This window comes from Aeromonas sp. 84A (genome assembly GCF_051919345.1).
Taxonomy (GTDB): Bacteria; Pseudomonadota; Gammaproteobacteria; order Enterobacterales; family Aeromonadaceae; genus Aeromonas; species Aeromonas veronii.
In genome coordinates, this window is the sequence record NZ_JBQBEW010000001.1 from 1,217,968 (window position 1) to 1,238,237 (window position 20,270).

Consider the following 20,270-nt stretch of genomic DNA (forward strand, 5'->3'; position numbering starts at 1 on the left):
AGAGACGTCACTTCAAGTCATCATCATGGGAAAGTTATGAAGCTCCTTCGCAATAGTGTGGCAACACTCTGCTACAGCCTGCTGCTGACCGCTGCGCCGGTTTTCGCTGTTGAATATGCTCTGCCTGCGGCCAACAGCCGTCTGGTAGGGGAAAATCTGGAATATGTGGTTCCGGCCGAAGAGAACGGCCAGCCGCTGGAGGCCATTGCGGCCAAATTCCAGCTGGGGCTCACCAACATGACCGAAGCCAACCCGGATGCGGATCCCCTGCTGGTACAGACCGGCGAGAAGCTGGTGATCCCCCAGCAACTGATCCTGCCGGATGCACCCCGTGAAGGGATCGTGCTGAACGTGGCCGAGATGCGCCTCTACTACTACCCCAAGGGTAAAAAAGTGGTGGAAGTGCTGCCCATCGGCATCGGCCAGCTCGGCACCGACACTCCGGAAAACTGGGTAACCAGCGTGCAGCGCAAGAAAGCGGGCCCGACCTGGACCCCGACCGCCAAGATGCATGCCGAATATGCCGCCCGTGGCGAGAGCCTGCCTGCGGTATGGCCGGCCGGTCCGGACAACCCCATGGGTCTGTTTGCCCTCTACATCGGCAAGATGTACGCCATCCACGGTACCAACGCCAACTTCGGCATCGGCCTGCGGGTGAGCCACGGTTGCGTGCGTCTGCGCAACGACGACATCGCCTACCTGTTCAAGCAGGTACCGGTCGGTACTCGCGTCCAGTTCGTCAACCAGCCGATCAAGGCCTCTCTCGAGCCCAACGGTGTCCGCTATCTGGAAGTGCATCAGCCGCTGTCGCGCAGCGAAGAGGAGTTCAACTCCAAGCTGCCGGCACCGCTGCCGATGACCCCGGCGGTGACCCGCTTCATTGCCCACGCCGACAGCGACTCCCAACTGGTGAAGCAGGCGCTGGAGCAGCGCAACGGCATGCCGATGGCAATCAATCGTTAAGGGTAAATCCCCGTCATGACAAAGGGCGAACAGCATGCTGTTCGCCCTTTTTATTTCTGCTGCGTTGACTCAGCTTCGCAGCAGATTTGTCTGCAGCTCGCTGCCGAGCTGGTCGAGCAGCTGGTAGCGTGCCTTGTAGCTGGCCCGCTTGCGGGAGGGGATCTCCTCCAGCGTCTTGCGGGGCACCTCCAGCGGCAGGCTCATCCAGAGTTCATCCTGCACGCTGCCCAGATGCTCCTGCCACAAGCCGTCGAGGTCGAACTTGACCCGATCGGCGGTGCGCTTGCTGCTCTGATAGACGTGGCTTTGGGTGCGGATCCCGAGCAGGCTCTTGCACGCCAGCCCCCGGGCCAGCTCGGCGGCCATATAGACCAGCAGGGACATGGGGCGCAGCCCGCCGCACGCCTTGGTGACCAGCTTGATCTCCTCGCTCTGCCCCTTGCCGCCCTGCAGCGAGCAGATCTCGAGGGTCGGGTTCGGCGCGGGGCGCAGATTGAGGGCCATGTAATAGAGCGCCGCGTCACCCAGCTTGAGGGTCAGGCTCATCTCCCCCTCTTTGCCCATGTGGGTTTGGTAATCCAGTTGCAGGGTCAGCGGTGCCGTTAGCTTGTCGCTCTGCCACTGGGCCAGCAGCAGGCCGCGCCCGCTGTAGATTGCCAGTTGTTGCGCCTTGGGCAGCTGGCGAGCCAGCTGTTGGTAGTGGCCGCTGATAAGCCCCGCTCGCAAGCGCTTGCGGAGCCCCTTGTGGCGATAGGGGTGGATCGGCTTTTCCAGAATATCGGGGAAGCGGCTGATCGCCTGCGCCAGCAGTGGTTGCTCCTGCTGCTGGCGATAGAGGGCGCGGGCGCCGGGATTGAGCCAGAGACGCCCCACATACTTTGCCCGTCTGATGAGATGACCCGACTCCTCCACCGGGTGAAGGCGGCGGGCGAGGGTTCGCAGGTGTGACAGATGAGATGACATGGTGCCGACCTCTGACTGGTGTGATGAGACAGGGCGGGGAGTGTAGGAGCGGGGCGCTGGCTTGTAAAAAAATGGATAGTAACAAAATGTGAAAACATAACGCTCAGTAGCGGCTGGCGCGGCGAGATGACCGTCACGGCCACGGCAGGAAATCTGGCGCCATCCTCTTGATGCGGCAGATGATTTGATGCGCAAAGGTTTTTATTGTGTTTTGTGTTTGTTAAAAGTGGTTGAGCTGGCGCGAACGGCTGATTAAGCTAGGCCGGTTTTTTAGGGATGAGCCCGTCACCAGAGTGGGCAGAGAATGACACAAAACGGAGTTTTGCATGACAGCTAGCACACCCATGTTAATCACCTTCCTGGTGTATATCCTCGGGATGGTGTTGATCGGCTTCGTCGCCTATCGCGCCACCCGCAACTTTGATGACTACATTCTGGGCGGCCGCCGAATGGGGAGCTGGGTGACCGCTCTCTCTGCCGGCGCTTCCGACATGAGCGGCTGGTTGCTGATGGGCCTGCCCGGCGCCGTCTTCGTCAGCGGCATCTCCGAGAGCTGGATCGCTATCGGTCTGGTCATCGGTGCCTACCTCAACTGGCGCTGGGTAGCGGGTCGCCTGCGGGTACATACCGAGAAGAATCGCAATGCCCTGACCCTGCCGGACTATTTCACCTATCGCTTTGAAGATCACAGCAAGGTGCTGCGCATCCTCTCGGCGCTGGTGATCCTGCTGTTCTTCACCATCTACTGCGCCTCCGGCGTGGTGGCCGGTGCCCGTCTGTTCGAGAGCACCTTCGGCATGGATTACAACACCGCCCTCTGGGTCGGTGCCGCCGCCACCATTACCTACACCTTTTTCGGCGGCTTCCTCGCGGTGAGCTGGACCGACACGGTGCAGGCGACCCTGATGATCTTTGCCCTGATCCTGACCCCGGTCTTCGTCATCATCGCCGTCGGCGGGGTGGACAGCGCCATGATCGAGGTGGCCGCCAAGAGCGCCACCAACCTCGACATGTTCAAGAATCTGGATGTGATCGCCATCATCTCGTTGATGGCCTGGGGCCTTGGTTACTTCGGTCAGCCCCACATTCTGGCCCGTTTCATGGCGGCGGATTCCCACCACTCCATGGCCAATGCCCGCCGTATCAGCATGACCTGGATGGTGTTCTGCCTCGCAGGCGCGGTGGCCATCGGCTTCTTCGGTCTGGCCTACTTCGCCCGCTTCCCGGAAGTGGCGGCAGGGGTAACCGGCAACCCGGAGCGGGTCTTTATCGAACTCTCCAAGATCCTGTTCAACCCCTGGATCGCTGGTGTGCTGCTCTCCGCCATTCTGGCGGCGGTGATGAGCACTTTAAGCTGCCAGCTGCTGGTCTGCTCCAGCGCCATCACAGAGGATCTCTACAAGCCCTTCCTGCGCAAGAACGCCTCCCAGCGTGAGCTGGTGTGGGTGGGTCGCCTGATGGTGCTGCTGATCGCCGTGATTGCCATCGCCGTCGCCATGAATCCGGAAAACCGGGTGCTGGGGCTGGTGAGCTACGCCTGGGCCGGTTTCGGTGCCGCCTTTGGCCCCGTGGTGCTGCTCTCCGTGCTGTGGCCGCGGATGACCCGCAACGGCGCGCTGGCCGGCATGCTGGTCGGTGCCATCACCGTCATCGTCTGGAAGCAGTTCGGCTGGCTGGGGCTGTATGAGATCATCCCGGGCTTCCTGTTTGCACTGCTGGCCATCGTGGTGGGCAGTCTGCTGGGCGAAGCGCCCTCAAAAGCGATGCTGGAGCGTTTCCGCGATGCCGAGGAGGAGTACAACACTCCGGCCGAGAGTGCGGGAGAGCCGGTCGTGGTGAACTGATCCCCCTTACCGCTTTCTGATTGAGAGCCCCGCCCCCGGACAAAGGAGCGCCCTGGTTGGCCATCCTTGCACCGGTTTGGCGGGGCTTTGTGCTATCTGATTCACTCTTGGGCACTTTTTTATGTTCGGCCGGTGGCTCCCGGGTGCTCGCTTTCTTTTGTCTTGGCACCGAATATGGGACACTAGGCCGCCTGAAGGAGACCTAGTGCATGCGGCTATTCACCCTGATCCTGATCCTCCTGCTGGGGGGACTGCAATATGACCTCTGGCTGGGGAAGAACGGGCTATCCGATTATCAGAACCTGTCGGAGGCCATCTCGCAGCAACAGCGGGACAACCAAACTCTCAAGGATCGTAACGACCTCATTTACCGCGAGATAGATGATCTCACCTCTGGCCTCGAGGCCATCGAGGAGTTGTCGCGCAACGATCTGGGTTACATCAAGCAGGGGGAGACCTTCTACCGGATCATCCCCAAAGAGAAAGACAAAGAGACAGCGCCGGACGATGAGCCCTACGATGACTGATGCCTGCCGGGTATCCGGCCTGACGGCGATCGTCCCTGCCGCCGGTATCGGCAGTCGAATGGGGGCCGATTGCCCCAAGCAGTACCTGCAACTGGCGGGTAAAACCATTCTCGAACATACCCTGGAGCGGCTGCTCTCCCACCCGGCTATCGCCCAGGTGATCGTGGCGCTGGCGCCCCATGACCACTGGTTCGAGGCCCTGCCCGTGGCGGCCGACCCGCGCATTGTGCGGGTAGAGGGAGGCGCCGAGCGCGCCTTCTCCGTCCTCAATGGCCTCCATGTGGCGCAAGGGGAGTGGGTGCTGGTGCACGATGCGGCCCGCCCCTGCCTGACTCACGGCGATCTCGATGCGCTGATTGCCACGGCCATGAACTGTGGCGGTGCCATTCTCGGCAGTCGGGTGCGCGATACCATGAAACGCTCCGATGGGGAGGGCAATATCATAGCTACCGTCGAGCGCGAGCAGCTCTGGCATGCCCTGACGCCGCAGATGTTCCCGACCCGTGCCCTGCAACGGGCGCTGGAAGAGGGACTGCTGCTGGGCGCCACCATCACCGACGAGGCCTCCGCCATGGAGCGGGCCGGATTCACGGTGCGGATGGTGGAGGGGCGCGCCGACAATATCAAAGTGACCCGGCCGGAAGACTTGTCGCTGGCGGGGCTGTTTTTAAGCCAGCAGGCATAAGTCCTCAGTCAGAACAGACCGTTCAGAGCAGAGCGTCTCGAACAAACAGGCCCGAACAAGGAGTTAGCATGATCCGGATTGGACATGGTGTGGACGTACACAAAATTGATGGGGTTGGTTTCAGCATGTTGGGAGGTTGCCGCTGATGATGCGCATTGGTCATGGTTTTGATGTTCATAAATTTGGTGGTGTTGGCCCCTGCATGCTGGGTGGCGTGCCGGTTCCCTACGAGCAGGGGCTGGTTGCCCACTCCGACGGCGATGTGGTGCTGCACGCGGTAAGCGATGCCCTGCTGGGGGCTATCGGTGCCGGTGACATCGGTCGCCACTTCCCCGATACCGCTGCCGAGTTCAAGGGGATCGACAGTCGCATTCTGCTGCGGGATGTCTTTGCCCGGGTACAGAAGGCGGGGTATGCCATCGGCAACCTGGATGTGACCATCATCGCCCAAGCCCCCAAAATGGCCCCCCATATCGACGCCATGTGCGCCGTGCTGGCCGCCGATCTGCAATGTGATTTGAACCGGGTGAACGTCAAGGCGACCACCACCGAACAGCTTGGGTTTACGGGGCGCAAGGAAGGGATCGCCACCGAAGCCGTCGTCCTACTGGTGAAACAATAATGCTGGAACAACTTGCCTATCTGCACGGGGCGCCCACTGCCCGCGGTATCCTCAAGGCCGAGGCCGCCGATTTCGTGGTCAATGAAGATCTCGGGTTTGAGCCTTGCGGTGAAGGGGAGCATATCTTCGTCCGGGTGCGCAAAACCGGCGAGAACACCGCCTGGGTGGCGGGTCTGCTGGCCGATGCGGCCGGGGTCAACCGCAATGCGGTGACTTGGGCGGGCCTGAAAGATCGCCACGCGGTGACCGAGCAGTGGTTCGGCATTCACCTGCCGGGCAAGGCCGAACCGGACTTGTCGGTTATCGAGAGCGACAGCATCCAGATCCTGCAAGCCAGGCGTCACAACCGCAAATTGCGGGTTGGCTACCTCAAGGGCAACCACTTCACCCTGCGTCTCACCGGTCTGGAACAAACCGACGGGCTGGAAGCGCGCCTGCAGGCCATCGCCACTCAGGGCGTGCCCAATTACTATGGTGAGCAGCGTTTTGGCCGCGATGGCAACAACCTGGAAGCGGCCAAGGCGATGTTTGCCGGCAAGCGGATCAAGGATCGCAACAAGCGTTCCCTCTACCTCTCTGCCGCCCGCAGCATGCTGTTCAACGCCATTGTCAGCGCCCGTATCGAGCAGGGGCTGGCTCATCAGCTGCTGGCCGGTGATTGCGTGATGCTCAAGGGCAGCCACTCCATCTTCAGCGAAGAGAGCGTGCCCCCCGAGCTGGAAGCGCGTCTTGCCTCCGGCGACGTGCAGCTCACCGCCCCCCAGTGGGGCCGTGGCCGCCTGGCCAGTCAGGGCGCCGCTGCCGAGTTCGAACAGGGCGTGCTGGCTCCTTACAGCGATTGGTGTGACGGGCTGGAGAAAGCCGGGTTGGATCAGGACAGGCGCCCCCTGCTGCTCAAGCCGGAGCAGATGAGCTGGCAGCTGGACGGCGAGGCGCTGACCCTCTCCTTCTTCCTGCCGGCGGGCGCGTTTGCCACCAGCGTGGTGCGCGAGTTAATGCAGGCCGAAGAGGCCGATCACGGTTTCAGGAATCAGACCGATGCGAATTCTGGTCAGTAATGATGATGGTGTGCATGCCGAGGGCATTCGTGCCCTCAGCGAGGCGCTGCGCGCCTGCGGCGAGGTCATTGTGGTGGCGCCGGATCGCAACCGCAGCGGCGCGAGTCACTCCCTGACGCTGGAAGTACCGCTGCGGGTTACCCGCATTGCAGAAAACGGCTTTAATGGGTGCGAGAGCTATGCGGTGAAGGGGACGCCGACCGACTGCGTGCATCTGGCGGTCAACGAGCTGGTGCGTCCTGAACCCGACATGGTGGTGGCCGGCATCAACCACGGTGCCAACCTGGGGGATGATGTCATCTACTCGGGCACGGTCGCCGCGGCCACCGAGGGGCGCCATCTTGGCTACCCCTCCATCGCCATCTCGCTGGTAGGCAAGACCCACTTCGCCACGGCGGCCCACTATGCGGCCCTGCTGGTGAAGGGGCTGATGAAACACCCCCTGCCTGCCGATCAGATCCTCAACGTCAACGTGCCGGACTTGCCCCTCGAGCAGATCAAGGGGATCAAGACCACCCGCCTTGGCAACCGCCACCGGGCGGAGTCGGTGATCTGCACCGAGGATCCCCGTGGCCAGCCCATCTACTGGATCGGCCCCCCCGGTAGCCAGCAGGATGCCGGTGAAGGCACCGATTTTGCTGCCATCGAGCAGGGCTATGTCTCGATTACCCCTCTGACCATCGACATGACTGCCTACGACAGTCTCGCCGGTCTGGGGGCCTGGTTAGATCTGCAGGGATGAGGGTGGTGTGATAGTACAGCGCCTGTTAAATCAGCTCATTGCGCAGGATATTCGCGATTTTCGCGTGCTGGCGACCATCGCGAAAGTGCCGCGCCAGCTGTTCGTGGACGAGGCCATGGCGCACAAGGCGTGGGACAACACCGCCCTGCCCATCGGCCACGGCCAGACCATTTCGCAGCCCTATATGGTGGCGCGAATGACCGAGTTGCTGATGCAAAACAATCCGGCCCATGTGCTGGAGATTGGCACTGGCTCGGGCTACCAGACGGCGATCCTCGCCCATCTGGTGGAGCATGTTTATACCGTGGAGCGGATCAAGTCGCTGCAGTTCCAGGCCAGACGCCGACTGCGCCAGCTCGATCTGCACAATGTCTCGGCCAAGCACGGCAACGGCTGGCTGGGGTGGCCCAACAAGGGGCCTTATGACGCCATTCTGGTGACGGCCGCGGCGAGCGAGATCCCGACGGCGCTCACCGATCAGCTGGCCGAAGGGGGCCGACTGGTGTTGCCCGTGGGTGACAGCCAGCAGACCCTGCAGTTGATCGAACGATCCGGATCCCAGCTGACCAGCCGTATTCTGGAGCCGGTACGTTTTGTTCCCCTGATTGACGGAGATGTTGAGTGAAGTTGTTTTCCCGTTTGTACGTTCTGGTGATGCAGTGGGCTCGCCACAAGCATGCCCCCTGGTATCTCTCCATCACCGCTTTCATCGAGTCGGTATTCTGGCCGATCCCGGTGGACGTGATGCTGGCACCGATGGCGCTCGCCAAGCCCCACAAGGCGTGGCACTACGCTACGCTGGCTACCGTCTTCTCTGTGCTGGGCGCCCTGTTTGGCTATGCCCTTGGCTATGCCCTGTGGGATCCGGTCGTGCTGCCACTGGTGGAGTCTGTGGGCTATCAGGACAAGATCGAGATTGCTCGCAACTGGTTTGAGCAGTGGGGGATCTGGGTCATTTTCATTGCCAGCTTCACCCCTATCCCCTACAAGGTGTTTACCGTGACGGCAGGGTTGTTGCAAATGGCTCTGCTGCCCTTCATCATCACCTCCCTCATCGGTCGTGGCATGCGCTTTTTCCTGGTTGCGGGCCTGATGCGTTGGGGTGGCGAGAAGATGGAACGCAAACTGATGCACTACGTAGATGTGCTCGGTTGGCTCTGTATTGGTCTGGCCGTGGTGGCCTATTTCTGGTTTAGTCGTTAAGGATCCATTATGCGTTCGCGTATTTGGCAAGGAAGCAGTGTCGTGGTGTTGTCATGGCTGCTGCTTGCCTGCTCCTCCAGTAAAAATGCAGCTCCGGTAGATGGTGTTGATGAGGGGCAGTTTGTCTCGACCATTCCGGCTCGCCAAAGCGGTGCCCAGGTCAGCGCCCCCATTCAGGGCGGCAGCTATGTGGTGAAGCGGGGCGATACCCTCTACTCCATCGCCTTCAACTCCGGCAACGACGTGCCGTCGCTGGCCAGCCTCAACAATATCAGCCCGCCCTACAACATCTATCCGGGGCAGCGACTGCGGCTCGATGGTTCCAGCGCCAGTGTTGGCAGCAGCCGCAGTGCCGGTACCTATGAGGTGCGCCGCGGCGATACCCTGAGCAGCATCGGCCGCCAGTTCGGCATGACGCCGCAGGCGCTGGCCCAGAGCAACAACCTGAGTGCCCCCTATGCGCTGCAACCGGGTCAGGTGCTCAATGTCCAGACCGCAGGCGGCGGTTCGACCCAGATGGTGGCTGCGACTCGTCCGGCAACCGTAACGCCGGTGGCCGTGAGCCGTCCGAGCAGCGGTCCGCGTCCGTTGGCCGAGCCGAGTGGATCTGGTCAGACCACGCCGTTCATCTCTCAGAAATCCGTTGCTCCGGCAGCACCGAAGGAATACGCTCAGTCCAAAGAACAAAAAATGAACAACTCCCAGTCGAGACTTGCTTGGCACTGGCCCGCAAAAGGCCGGATTGTCGAGGGGTTCTCTGTTGCAGAACAGGGTAACAAGGGGATCGACATAGCCGGCCAGAAGGGGCAACCCGTCTACGCCGCCAGCAGCGGTAAAGTGGTATACGCTGGCAGTGCTTTAAGGGGGTACGGCAAGCTGATTATCCTCAAGCATGATGATGACTATCTCTCCGCTTACGCACACAACGACGAGTTGCGGGTGAAGGAAGGGGACAGCGTCAAGGGGGGCTCGGTCATTGCCAACATGGGTAGCACGGACGCGCCGGATGTGCGATTGCATTTCGAGATCCGGTACAGAGGCAAGTCGATCAATCCGATGAGCTATTTGCCAAAGCGTTAACCCCAGAGAGACCGTCTTACTCTGGTAACGTCAGGGAGACACACCATGAGCCAAGAACAACTGGTAATGCAGGATGCAGAGTTAGAGTTTGACGCTGAACCCGAATCTCACGAAGTAGAAGAGTTGCAGGAGGTAGCCGCCGAGGCGGAAGATATTATCTCCGATGAGTTGCTGGCACCTGAGCTGAACAAGGTGATGGATGCCACGCAACTCTATCTGGGGGAGATAGGTTTCTCCCCGCTGCTCACTGCCGAAGAGGAAGTCTACTACGCCCGTCGTGCTTTGCGGGGTGACAAAGCCGCCCGCAAGCGCATGATCGAGTCCAACCTGCGACTGGTGGTGAAAATCGCCCGCCGTTACAACAACCGTGGCCTGGTGCTGCTGGATCTTATCGAAGAGGGCAACCTCGGTCTTATCCGTGCGGTCGAGAAGTTCGACCCCGAGCGCGGCTTCCGTTTCTCTACCTATGCTACCTGGTGGATCCGCCAGACCATAGAGCGGGCCATCATGAACCAGACCCGCACCATCCGTCTGCCCATTCATGTGGTCAAAGAGTTAAACGTTTACCTGCGCACCGCGCGCGAACTCTCTCACCGTCTCGATCATGAACCGACCGCCGAGGATATCGCCTTTGCGCTGGATCGTTCGGTGGATGACGTGAACCGCATGCTCAAGCTCAACGAGAAGATCACCTCGGTGGACACCCCCATCGGTGGCGATCGCGACAAGGCATTGCTGGATGTGCTTTCAGATGAACGCGGCATGGGGCCTGAGCTGGAGTCTCAGGAAGATGATATGCGCAGCAGCATCGTGCACTGGCTGGAGGAGCTCAACCCCAAGCAGCGGGAAGTGCTGGCCCGTCGTTTCGGTCTGCTGGGTTACGAGCCGGCCACCCTCGAGGATGTGGGGGTCGAGATTGGCCTGACCCGCGAGCGGGTACGCCAGATCCAGGTGGAGGGGCTGCGCCGTCTGCGGGAGATCCTGCTGAGCCAGGGGCTCTCCATCGAGGCACTATTTCGTACCAATTAAGCATCCGCACCAACGCAATACGGCATTAGCCAGATAGCACGAGGGGAGCAACAGCTCCCCTCGTTTTTTATTGCCTGTTGTCTGGCGATGGCTTCGTGGTTATACCAGCTCAGCCAGCATGGTATCGGCGTAGGGCACCAGTGCTTCGCCATTTTTCACTTTGGCGAGATAGTCCGGGTTGGCGATAAGCGGACGACCGATAGCCACCAGATCGAAGCGGTTGGCCTCGATGGCCGCAGCGGCGCGCTCGGCGTCGTAGTTGCCCACCCCGACCAGATTGCCCTTGTAGTGGGCGCGCAGATAGTCGGAGGCGCGGCCACCCAGATAATCGAAGGTGAGGTTGTCATCAAAGATGCCGAGGTGGATATAGGCCAGCGGGCGATCGTTGAGCTTGCCCAGCAGATAGTCGAACACGGCGCGATCTTCCGGGCTGCCCGCCAGATGGACATAGGCACCCGGGGAGAGGCGAATACCTACCCGATCACCACCGATGCGGGCGCTGATGGCATCGACCACTTCCAGCGCGAAGCGGCTCATCTTTTCCGGGCTGCCGCCGTAGTTGTCGGTGCGCAGGTTAGTGGAGTGGTGCAGGAACTGGTCGATCAGGTAGCCGTTGGCGCCGTGGATCTCCACCCCGTCAAAGCCCGCCTCGATGGCGTTGGCTGCGGCTTGGGCGTAATCCTGTACCAGCAGGGCTATTTCGGCCTCGGTCAGGGCGCGCGGCACCTGATAGGTGAGCTCGCGCATGCGGGGCACAGTGCCCTCGTGCGCCACGGCAGAGGGGGCCAGCACTTCAGCCTGATGGAAGAAGGGGTGGGAGAGGCGACCGACGTGCCACAGCTGGGCGAAGATCTTGCCACCCTTGGCGTGCACGGCGCTGGTCACTTTCTTCCAGCCATCGATCTGAGCCTGGGTGAAGAGGCCCGGGGTATTGGGGTAGCCCTGCGCGTCGGGGCGGATGATGACGGCCTCGGAAACAATCAGGCCGATATCGGCGCGGCGGCCGTAATAGGCTGCCATCTGCTCGGTCGGCACCAGACCTGGGCCTGCCATGCAGCGGGTGAGCGGGGCCATCATGAAACGGTTGGCCAGGGTCAGAGTGTCATTGAGTCGATACGGCTGAAACAGGGTATTCATGATAGGTTGTCCTGAACGGGTTATTCTTGAACGTGCATTCAAGACGTTTTTTGCGTCGGGCGCAAGCTTTTTTTGAATGCGCGTTCAAGAAGATTGGCCCGAGCGGGCGGCTGGGGTAAACTTGCCGCCCTTTCCAGCCACTCTTTATCGGCGGGCTCTGTTGCCCCTTGCCGGTGAACCATTTCCCACGGGAGGAACCATGCGCATAGCCGAGTTTGATCGGGACGAGGTACTGCGAAATGCCATGGAAGCGTTTCGCGCCAAGGGATATGCCAAGACCACCATGCAGGAGCTGGTGGCTGCCACCGGCCTGCACCCGGGCAGCATTTACGGCGCCTTTGGCAACAAGCGCGGCCTGCTGCTGGCGGCGGTGGATCACTATGTCGAGGGTAAACGCACCCTGCGCCGCTCCCTGCTCGACAACCCGAGCCCGCTGGCGGGCCTTGCGGCCTATCTCGACCGGATTGTAGGGGAGGCGCTCTGCGGCTCCTGTCTGGTGACTCGCACTATGATGGAGCTGAGCGAGCAGGATGAGGAGCTGACCCAGCGGGTCAAGGGGATCTATGGCGAGCTGGAGCAGGATCTGGCCGAGTTGCTGACGCAGGCGCAGGCCAAGGGCGAGCTGGCCCCGGATAGCAATATCCACACCCTCACCGCCCTGCTGCTGATCAACCTGCAAGGGCTGGTCACCTTCGCCCAGTGCCGCCCCGATCGCCCCCTGCTCGACGACGTAGTCGCCCAGCTGATGCGGGCCCTGCGGGCGTAACGCGATACTGCAGAAACAACAGTGGCTCTCTCGGGAGCCACTGTTGTTTCTGGTCTCAGCCCTTGCCAGGCTTTTCCATCAATCTTTGATGCCAGACGCCGCGGCCTTACCTCGGCCCCACCAGCTCCTTCATCAAATCTTTCAGCCACACCAGCGCCGGTTGCTGCGCGTGCACGGGATGCCAGACGCAGTTTAGGTGGTAATCCGGCACGTCTGCGGGTAGCGGCAGGCTTTTCAGCGGCCAGTGGGTGGCGAGCAGCTCGGCCACCATGCTGGGCAGCACCAGCAGGTGATCGCTCTGGCTGACGATGGCAGCGGCGGACATATAGCTCTGGCTGTTGACCGAGATGGTGCGGCTAAAGCCCTGACTCTTCAGATAGCGGTCGAGGCTCGCCTCCGAGGTGCCAAGGGGCGAGTGGAACACATGGGGCATGGCGATAAGCTGCTGCAGGGTGATGCGCTCCTGCCACTGGGAGGGGTCATCCTCGGTACCGGCGGGGGCCGATTTGGCAATCGGCAGATCGGCGCGCACCAGCCCGGCCAGCGGCTCGGTGAGCCAGGTCTCCTTGCCCAGATACCCCGGCACCTGCATGTACTCGTCAAAGCCCAGCACCAGATCGATCTCGCCGCTTGCCAGCTCTGCTTCGGGCAGGGTGTCGCGCAGGATGCGGATCTCGATGGTGACCCCCGGCGCCAGCCCTCTGAGCCGCTGAATAAGCGGCGGGATCAGCACGCACTCCACGTAATCTGTGGTGCAGAGCACGAAGCGCCGCTTCGACTGGCTTGGCTCGAACTCTTCCTCCTCGGTGAGCTGCTGCTCCAGCAGCCGCAGCGCCTGCTGCACCCCGAGATGCAACCGCTGGGCGCGCGGGGTTGGCAGCATCCCCTGCGGGGTGCGTACCAAAAGCGGGTCGCCGAGAAAGGTGCGCAGTCGGTTAAGGGAGTGGCTCATGGCGGGCTGGCTGATAAAGAGCGCCTCGGCGGCGCGGGTGACGCTCCCTTGCGTCATCAGGGCGTCAAAAGCGAGCAGCAGATTGAGGTCGAGCTGGTGCAGTTTCATGGGGGGATTATTCGCCGTGTTTATGGGACAATCCATCCTATTCATTTGATGGATGGGGGCGCAACGTCTTACTCTGCGACCCACTCTTATTTTTCCAAGGTTCCCGCGCCGCATCGGGCGTAAACGGGGGCCTCAATCCATGCAAGGAGCCTTGCGATGAGCATCAAGACCATTAACTCCACGCCGGCCGCCGACGGCTTCACCATGCCCGCCGAGTGGGCGCACCAGCAGGCCGTCTGGATGATCTGGCCGTTTCGCCCGGACAACTGGCGCGTAGCCGGTCGCTTCGCGCAAGAGACCTTCGCCAAGGTGGCCGATGCCATCGGTGGCGCCACCCCGGTCTTTATGGGGGTACCGGCCCAGTTTATGGAGCAGGCCCGCGCCATCATGCCCGCTCACGTCACCCTGGTCGAGATGAACAGCGATGACTGCTGGGCTCGCGATACCGGCCCGACCATCGTCACCAACGCTGCCGGCGAGTGCCGTGGGGTGGATTGGGGCTTCAACGCCTGGGGCGGTCACAAGGGCGGTCTCTACTACCCGTGGAATCAGGATGAAGAGGTCGCTGCCCAGATGCTGGCCCAGCACGGCATGGCTCGCTACGACGCGCCGCTGATTCTGGAAGGGGGCTCTATCCACGTCGATGGTGAAGGCACCTGCCTGACCACCGCCGAGTGCCTGCTCAACGAAAACCGCAACCCGCACCTGACCAAAGAGCAGATCGAAGCTCACCTGCGCGACTATCTCGGCGTCACCAGCTTTATCTGGCTGGACGAAGGCGTCTACATGGATGAAACCGACGGCCACATCGACAACATGTGCTGCTTCGTGCGTCCGGGTGAAGTGGCCCTGCACTGGACTGACGACCAGAACGATCCCCAGTACGCCCGCTCCGTGGCTGCCCTCAAGGTGCTGGAAGCGGCGGTCGATGCCAAGGGTCGCAAGCTGAAAGTGTGGAAGCTGCCCCAGCCGGGCCCGCTGTTCTGCACTGAAGAGGAGTCTGCCGGTGTCGAGAGCGGCAGCGGTGTGCCGCGCGAGGCCGAGGGCCGTCTGGCCGGTTCTTACGTGAACTTCCTCATCACCAACGATCGTATCGTCTATCCGCTGCTGGATGCCGCCACCGATGGCGAAGCCCAGCGCATTCTGGAAGAGATCTTCCCGGAGCACACCGTGATCGGCGTGCCGGCTCGCGAGATCCTGCTGGGCGGTGGCAATATCCACTGCATTACTCAGCAGATCCCTTCCGGCAAATAAGAACCGGTTCCGGTGAGTATTCCAAACCCCACTCAGTGGGGTTTTATCCCTTGATAGTGTGATGGTCGCAGGCGCTGATGCGGCGATCATCATGACAAACTGTCACCCTTTTACAGGAGATCCCCATGATCGAAGTGACCGAGGTTTCCATTGCCGAGCTGCGTGCCGCGCTCGAATCAGGCCGCACCACAGCGGTCGAACTGGTCAAGGCCTATCTGGCCCGTATCGAGGCCTACAACGGCCCCGAGACTGACACCAAACTCAACGCCGTGGTGGTGCACAATCCCGATGCGCTGAAAGAGGCCGAGGCCTCCGATGCCCGTCGTGCCCGTGGCGAGACCCTGGGGCCGCTCGACGGCATCCCCTACACCGCCAAAGACAGCTATCTGGTCAAGGGGCTGACTGCCGCCTCCGGCAGCCCGGCCTTCAAGGATCTGGTGGCCCAGCGCGATGCCTTTACCGTGGAGCGCCTGCGCGCCGCCGGTGCCATCTGCCTTGGCAAAACCAATATGCCGCCGATGGCCAATGGCGGCATGCAGCGCGGCGTCTATGGCCGTGCCGAGAGCCCCTACAACGCCGACTACCTGACCGCACCGTTTGCCTCCGGCTCCTCCAACGGCGCCGGTACCGCCACCGCCGCCAGCTTCTCCGCCTTTGGTCTGGCGGAAGAGACCTGGTCGAGCGGCCGAGGCCCTGCCTCCAACAACGGCCTGTGCGCCTACACCCCGTCCCGTGGCGTCATCTCGGTGCGCGGCAACTGGCCGCTGACTCCGACCATGGATGTGGTGGTGCCCTATGCCCGCACCATGAACGACCTCTTGGAAGTGCTGGACGTGGTAGTGGCTGACGATGCCGACACCCGTGGCGATCTGTGGCGCATGCAGCCTTGGGTGCAGTTGCCCAAGGCCTCCGAAGTGCGTCCGGCCTCCTATCTGGAGCTGGCTGCCAAGGCCGATGTCCTCAAGGGCAAGCGCCTCGGCGTGCCGCGCATGTTTATCAACAAGGATGAACTGGCCGGCACCAGCGAAAACCCCGGTATCGGCGGCCCGACCGGTCAGCGCATCCATACCCGCGAGACCGTGATCACCCTGTGGGAAGATGCACGCAAGGCGCTGGAAGCCGCTGGCGCGGAAGTCATCGAAGTGGACTTCCCGCTGGTCTCCAACTGCGAAGGGGACAGACCCGGCGCGCCGACCGTGTTCAATCGCGGCATCGTGAGCCCGGAGTTTCTCAACGACGAGCTGTGGGAGCTCTCCGGCTGGGCGTTCGACGACTTCCTGCGCGCCAACGGTGATCCCAAGCTCAACAAGCTGGCCGATGTCGATGGGCCGAAGATCTTCCCCCACGATCCGGGTACCCTGCCGAACCGCGAGGGCGATCTGGCTGCGGGCATGGACGAGTACGTCAATATGGCCAAGCGCGGCCTCAAGCGTTTTGACGAGATTGCATCGGTGCCGGACGGCCTGCGTGGTCTGGAAAAGACCCGCAAGCTGGACTTGGAAGACTGGATGGACGGGCTCAAGCTCGACGCCGTGCTGTTCCCGACCGTCGCTGACGTCGCCCCGGCTGATGCGGACGTGAATCCGGCCTCCGCCGATATCGCCTGGAGCAACGGCATCTGGGTTGCCAACGGCAACCTCGCCATTCGCCATCTCGGCGTGCCGACCGTCACCGTCCCCATGGGCGTGATGGCCGATATCGGTATGCCGGTGGGCCTGACCTTCGCCGGTCGCGCCTATGACGACAACAACCTGCTGCGCTTCGCCTCGGCCTTCGAGTCCACCGGCAGCAAGCGTATGGTGCCGCCACGCACGCCGCCGTTGGCTTGAGCGTCGCCGCTGGCCTGATAGTTGTTAGATCAGGCACAAAGAGAGAGGGAGGCATCATGCCTCCCTCCTTTTTCGTCCATTTTCTGGCTTTGGCCATCACACCCGGATGTTCTGGCCCGCGCCCATTTCGCTTTTTGTCACAGGCGGGGTCTGCTCATCCTGGGACAAACTGGCCTCCCACTCGTGGGCCTTCTCCAGCAGATCGGCGAGGCTCTCCCTGATCTGCTGCGGACGATAGCTCCCCAGTGCTATCCGGGAGAAAAATGATACCCGCTCGGTGCCGGGATAGATGCCGACCCCGTAACCATGGTGCAAGGGGGCGAGGGCATGCTCGCCAAAGCACAGGAACAATTCGCGAGACAGGCGCTCGGGAAGATCGCTCGCCGTGGTCACCGAGAGCACCAGTGCCATCTCGTCGGGCTGAGCCACGATATTGACCACAAAGGTGGCGCTCGCTTCCTCTGCAGCTCGCTGGATCTCGAACGTGCAGACGCCGTTTTCATCGAAGGCCAGCGGTTCGACCGACAGCTCGGTCACGATTTTCTGATAGATATCCAACACAACACTCCAGTCCGGTTGCCCGGTCGTCTTCGAAGGGGCAGGGCACGATCACAAAGAGACGGCCCGCCACCGAGCGGGCTGGGCCGTCATCCATATTCATGGCAAGGGTTACACCTTGATATTGAGTGCTCGGCCCTCTTCCAGCTCGAACACCCGGACATCGCTCACCGGATTGTCGTTAAAGCGCACGCTTTTCTTCATCTTGGCGGCGACGTTCTCCCCGTCCGATGAGCCAGTGTGCTCTTCGACCAACGGTGAGGTCTTGTTGGCGCGGGTGTTTGCCTTGGTCAGGGCGTCCAGCTCGGCGTTGGCTCTTTGCTCAAACAGCTGGACGAAGCTGCGATTGAACTCGGCATTGACCTTGGCGTTGAACGCCTCCGATTCATGGCCTAGCGTATTCAACGCCGAACAGAGTGCCTCACCCGAGAGTGACTCGTGCAGGGCGATCGTCCGCTCGATCACCCGACTGCTCAGCATGCTGAAGATGGCATCTTTACCGTTGATAAAGCTGGAGAAGTGCTGCTGAACAAAGCTCAGGGAGTCCTTATTCAGCGTCTCCAGACCGAGGCGCTTCTTGTTGGCATCTGTGATGTCGGCCATGGTCGCTGTCTTGGGGTCGCTACCCGGCTTCAGATATTGGGCCTCGTTCTTGAACTCGCTGACGGGCTGGTTAAAGGCTTGCTGCACAATCTTCTTGGCTTGGCCAAGTTCGGTCAGCTGCCGCTGCACCTCGGACTGAATTTGAGTGGCCCGGGTGGTGAGTGCACTCTCTCCCTTGGTGGTGGCGCGGCTAAAGAAATCGATCACCGCATTTTTGATGCGGCCCAGCGTGCTTAAATGGGCCAGGTCCCGTTGTACCGAGACATCCCCACTCTTGCCGATATGAATGGTGTACTCCTTGCCTTCACCCAGATGAAGGGCAAGCTTCTGATTGCTGCCGGAATTGACGCTGGCGAGCTGCAGGCTGTCGATAGCCTTCAACATCACCGGGGTAGCTCCATGAATAGCCATGACCTTGGTTCCTTATCTCACTAACAAGCGATACATCTGTCCTGCATCATACCCGTCAGTGAAAACGCCGTTTATTAGCCATGGTTGCACTATTTTAGTTTGGGGTTGGTCTGCGCCGGAGGCTCCTGTGATGGATACAAGCTGCTGCGCTTCGCCTCGGCCTTCGAGTCCACCGGCAGCAAGCGTATGGTGCCGCCACGGACGCCGCCGTTGGGGTGAGTGCTGTTGTGAGTTAAATTTCTTGGGATCTACCGGCAATAAGAAAAGCAAACCCATCCGTTATGCGGGTGGGTTTATTTATTGAGTGAAATCATAACCACGCAGATTACGAACCTTATTGGGATAAGATCTAAGCTAGTAAATGGTTGGAACACAGCTTACTATAAGTCTTGGAATTATTTCTCATTGCAATGGTTTAAATATGACAAGAGCATCTGACAATATCGACTTTGTGAAGGAAGTTGATGAAATTGCGGAAAAAGCAATTGACGCATTCGGTCTATCATATGATAAAACTGCACCTGAAAATTTACACAATCCTTTGCTTAGATGGTGTGATTTCATTTTGCGTTATATACCAAATGCAACAAGGCATGTATATAAATCAGATAAATTCCCAGCCTTTATTCCGAAAGAGGCAGAGAAAGGCCTAAAGCGAATAGAGGAACTGTTTATTGCAGGTGGTGATGTAAATCCGTATCAAAGTAAATCATTGACACTTTTCAATGATACTAGCAGTAAAAAAAAGAATAAAAGAACAGACATGTTATGGGCTGATTGGGGAATTCATCACCTACACCTACCATGTAATGCAGTCGCTCCTACTGAACAGTATTCAGAACGCTCAGAGTGGATTTTATTTCTAAGGGTATATAATGACGTAGTTCTTTTTATTGATGTGAAAAATCACAATAAAGGCATTGAGCCTGAGTTATTTTCACAACAGGAATTAATAAAAACATTTATTCGTAACTGGCCTGAAGAAGCTGGTCTCTATGAAATGAAAGGTGTGATTGGATTAGCTAGGGATGAGCCTTTGACAGATTCTGGCATTGGCACGATGAGACGCAATGGTATCAACACACCAATAGAAGTAAATGGAAAGGTTTATGCCCCATTGGGTATGGGGGTAACTACGGCTGCAACCTCTGCAAGGGTATCGTCATACCATAATAGAATATATCGCTATGCTAGGGACTTAGAGAAGATAGTAATAGATGAAAAGAATGAGTTTATGAAGGGAATAAAAGAGCTTTCTATAAACAGACCAGATTTTAAAATAATGATGTTTGATGATGGTGGATTGGGTATTTATGAGGAAAAGCTAAAAAAAGCTTGGAGATTCCCTCGCAAGCACTCTCAAACCCCTAACAATCTTTATTGCCTTTTTAATGACCTTTTAATGCCAGAATGGGCGGGGCCGGTGGTGGCCTCATATTGGAGGAATAACCCATGAAATCATCTTGTGTGAGGTTGTTATATTTTTTTATAAATTGTCAGCTATTCGAATAGCTAAAGGCCGTAGGTTCGAATAGCGAAGCGTATTCGGACGATCGCGAAAGTAAGGGGGTGAGGTGACGCTGATGTTCAGGGTTTTCTGCTTCTCTGGCTATCAGGCTATTCGCGGTAAACGGACGATTACACTGCGCTAATCGACCCTACATGATGGGACTTATTGTTACCTCCCCCCTCATCCCCAGCCCTTCTCCCCTTGTTTGTGATCAAGAGTGGGAGAAGGGGGCAAATATGCTCCGCTGATTGTGTGTTGGCTCTGTGGTGCGGATGAATATATGTGGCTTGGAATTGGCACGGGCCATTCCCTCTCCCTCGGGAGAGGGCTAGGGTGAGGGGCTGCTATCTGTGTTGTCGTTTCGTTTTGAGTCTTTACCTCTCTCCACTTCCTGCACCAGCAATCGCAATTTTTGCCGTGGCTCGC

20 protein-coding genes are annotated in these 20,270 nt (G+C 59.8%); 15 read left to right on the forward strand and 5 right to left on the reverse strand.

The window, feature by feature from the left end; all coding sequences use genetic code 11:
- Positions 1 to 36 precede the first annotated feature (36 nt).
- Positions 37 to 963, forward strand: a complete 927-nt coding sequence (locus tag ACTG20_RS05810) for a L,D-transpeptidase family protein (protein ID WP_005354531.1) — start codon at positions 37 to 39, stop codon at positions 961 to 963.
- Between the two features lie 69 nt (positions 964 to 1,032).
- Here ACTG20_RS05810 and ACTG20_RS05815 read toward each other — a convergent pair whose 3' ends face one another.
- The gene (locus ACTG20_RS05815) at positions 1,033 to 1,926 is read right to left on the reverse strand and encodes a VirK/YbjX family protein (RefSeq protein WP_194494659.1); all 894 of its coding nucleotides are present in this window, start codon (positions 1,924 to 1,926) and stop codon (positions 1,033 to 1,035) included.
- A gap of 326 nt (positions 1,927 to 2,252) precedes the next feature.
- Between ACTG20_RS05815 and putP the strand changes: the two genes are divergently transcribed.
- From putP to rpoS, 10 genes are all read left to right on the forward strand, one after another.
- Positions 2,253 to 3,770 carry a sodium/proline symporter PutP gene (putP, locus tag ACTG20_RS05820; protein WP_124928600.1) on the forward strand — a complete coding sequence of 506 codons (1,518 nt, stop codon included), beginning with the start codon at positions 2,253 to 2,255 and terminating at the stop codon, positions 3,768 to 3,770.
- 209 nt (positions 3,771 to 3,979) lie between these two features.
- Positions 3,980 to 4,297: a cell division protein FtsB gene (gene ftsB, locus ACTG20_RS05825; RefSeq protein ID WP_005335520.1), complete on the forward strand. Its 318-nt coding sequence runs from the start codon at positions 3,980 to 3,982 to the stop codon at positions 4,295 to 4,297.
- Positions 4,290 to 4,982 carry a 2-C-methyl-D-erythritol 4-phosphate cytidylyltransferase gene (gene ispD, locus ACTG20_RS05830; protein WP_194494660.1) on the forward strand — a complete coding sequence of 231 codons (693 nt, stop codon included), beginning with the start codon at positions 4,290 to 4,292 and terminating at the stop codon, positions 4,980 to 4,982. Before ftsB ends, ispD begins: the two co-directional genes overlap by 8 nt.
- Before the next feature lie 145 nt (positions 4,983 to 5,127).
- The gene (ispF, locus tag ACTG20_RS05835) at positions 5,128 to 5,604 is read left to right on the forward strand and encodes a 2-C-methyl-D-erythritol 2,4-cyclodiphosphate synthase (protein WP_005335518.1); all 477 of its coding nucleotides are present in this window, start codon (positions 5,128 to 5,130) and stop codon (positions 5,602 to 5,604) included.
- Positions 5,604 to 6,662: a tRNA pseudouridine(13) synthase TruD gene (gene truD / locus ACTG20_RS05840; protein WP_194494661.1), complete on the forward strand. Its 1,059-nt coding sequence runs from the start codon at positions 5,604 to 5,606 to the stop codon at positions 6,660 to 6,662. Before ispF ends, truD begins: the two co-directional genes overlap by 1 nt.
- Positions 6,643 to 7,404, forward strand: a complete 762-nt coding sequence (gene surE / locus ACTG20_RS05845) for a 5'/3'-nucleotidase SurE (protein ID WP_005335515.1) — start codon at positions 6,643 to 6,645, stop codon at positions 7,402 to 7,404. Before truD ends, surE begins: the two co-directional genes overlap by 20 nt.
- 7 nt (positions 7,405 to 7,411) lie before the next feature.
- Positions 7,412 to 8,029 (forward strand): protein-L-isoaspartate(D-aspartate) O-methyltransferase, encoded by a 618-nt coding sequence (locus tag ACTG20_RS05850; protein ID WP_005335507.1) that lies wholly within the window; start codon positions 7,412 to 7,414, stop codon positions 8,027 to 8,029.
- Positions 8,026 to 8,607: a YqaA family protein gene (locus ACTG20_RS05855; RefSeq protein ID WP_005354505.1), complete on the forward strand. Its 582-nt coding sequence runs from the start codon at positions 8,026 to 8,028 to the stop codon at positions 8,605 to 8,607. Before ACTG20_RS05850 ends, ACTG20_RS05855 begins: the two co-directional genes overlap by 4 nt.
- A 9-nt stretch (positions 8,608 to 8,616) precedes the next feature.
- Entirely contained in the window at positions 8,617 to 9,687 is a 1,071-nt protein-coding gene (locus ACTG20_RS05860) for a LysM peptidoglycan-binding domain-containing protein (protein ID WP_110303494.1), read from the forward strand.
- A 45-nt stretch (positions 9,688 to 9,732) separates the two neighbouring features.
- A complete protein-coding gene (gene rpoS, locus ACTG20_RS05865; RefSeq protein WP_194494662.1) occupies positions 9,733 to 10,716 on the forward strand; it encodes an RNA polymerase sigma factor RpoS in 984 nt (327 codons plus the stop codon).
- Positions 10,717 to 10,815: 99 nt separating this feature from the next.
- Here the strand turns inward: rpoS and ACTG20_RS05870 are convergent, their stop codons facing one another.
- Positions 10,816 to 11,853 (reverse strand): alkene reductase, encoded by a 1,038-nt coding sequence (locus ACTG20_RS05870; RefSeq protein WP_194494663.1) that lies wholly within the window; start codon positions 11,851 to 11,853, stop codon positions 10,816 to 10,818.
- A gap of 199 nt (positions 11,854 to 12,052) precedes the next feature.
- On the opposite strand from ACTG20_RS05870, the gene ACTG20_RS05875 reads away from it, so the two are divergent.
- Positions 12,053 to 12,619 (forward strand): TetR/AcrR family transcriptional regulator, encoded by a 567-nt coding sequence (locus ACTG20_RS05875; RefSeq protein ID WP_005335495.1) that lies wholly within the window; start codon positions 12,053 to 12,055, stop codon positions 12,617 to 12,619.
- 106 nt (positions 12,620 to 12,725) lie between these two features.
- On the opposite strand, the gene ACTG20_RS05880 is transcribed toward ACTG20_RS05875, so the two are convergent.
- Positions 12,726 to 13,679: a LysR family transcriptional regulator gene (locus tag ACTG20_RS05880; RefSeq protein ID WP_194494664.1), complete on the reverse strand. Its 954-nt coding sequence runs from the start codon at positions 13,677 to 13,679 to the stop codon at positions 12,726 to 12,728.
- 156 nt (positions 13,680 to 13,835) lie between these two features.
- Between ACTG20_RS05880 and aguA the strand changes: the two genes are divergently transcribed.
- Together aguA and ACTG20_RS05890 are read left to right on the forward strand one after the other, a co-directional pair.
- Positions 13,836 to 14,933: an agmatine deiminase gene (gene aguA / locus ACTG20_RS05885; RefSeq protein ID WP_047438421.1), complete on the forward strand. Its 1,098-nt coding sequence runs from the start codon at positions 13,836 to 13,838 to the stop codon at positions 14,931 to 14,933.
- Positions 14,934 to 15,058: 125 nt separating this feature from the next.
- On the forward strand, positions 15,059 to 16,762 hold the full coding sequence (locus ACTG20_RS05890) for an amidase (protein WP_194494665.1): 1,704 nt from the start codon (positions 15,059 to 15,061) through the stop codon (positions 16,760 to 16,762).
- Positions 16,763 to 16,858: 96 nt separating this feature from the next.
- Here ACTG20_RS05890 and ACTG20_RS05895 read toward each other — a convergent pair whose 3' ends face one another.
- Complete coding sequence (locus ACTG20_RS05895; RefSeq protein ID WP_194494666.1) at positions 16,859 to 17,320, reverse strand: CesT family type III secretion system chaperone; 462 nt, start codon at positions 17,318 to 17,320, stop codon at positions 16,859 to 16,861.
- A gap of 111 nt (positions 17,321 to 17,431) precedes the next feature.
- Positions 17,432 to 18,334 carry a hypothetical protein gene (locus ACTG20_RS05900; RefSeq protein WP_194494667.1) on the reverse strand — a complete coding sequence of 301 codons (903 nt, stop codon included), beginning with the start codon at positions 18,332 to 18,334 and terminating at the stop codon, positions 17,432 to 17,434.
- A 421-nt stretch (positions 18,335 to 18,755) separates the two neighbouring features.
- Here ACTG20_RS05900 and ACTG20_RS05905 point away from each other — a divergent pair, with 421 nt between their 5' ends.
- On the forward strand, positions 18,756 to 19,790 hold the full coding sequence (locus ACTG20_RS05905) for a hypothetical protein (protein WP_194494668.1): 1,035 nt from the start codon (positions 18,756 to 18,758) through the stop codon (positions 19,788 to 19,790).
- The last annotated feature ends 480 nt before the right edge of the window (positions 19,791 to 20,270 follow it).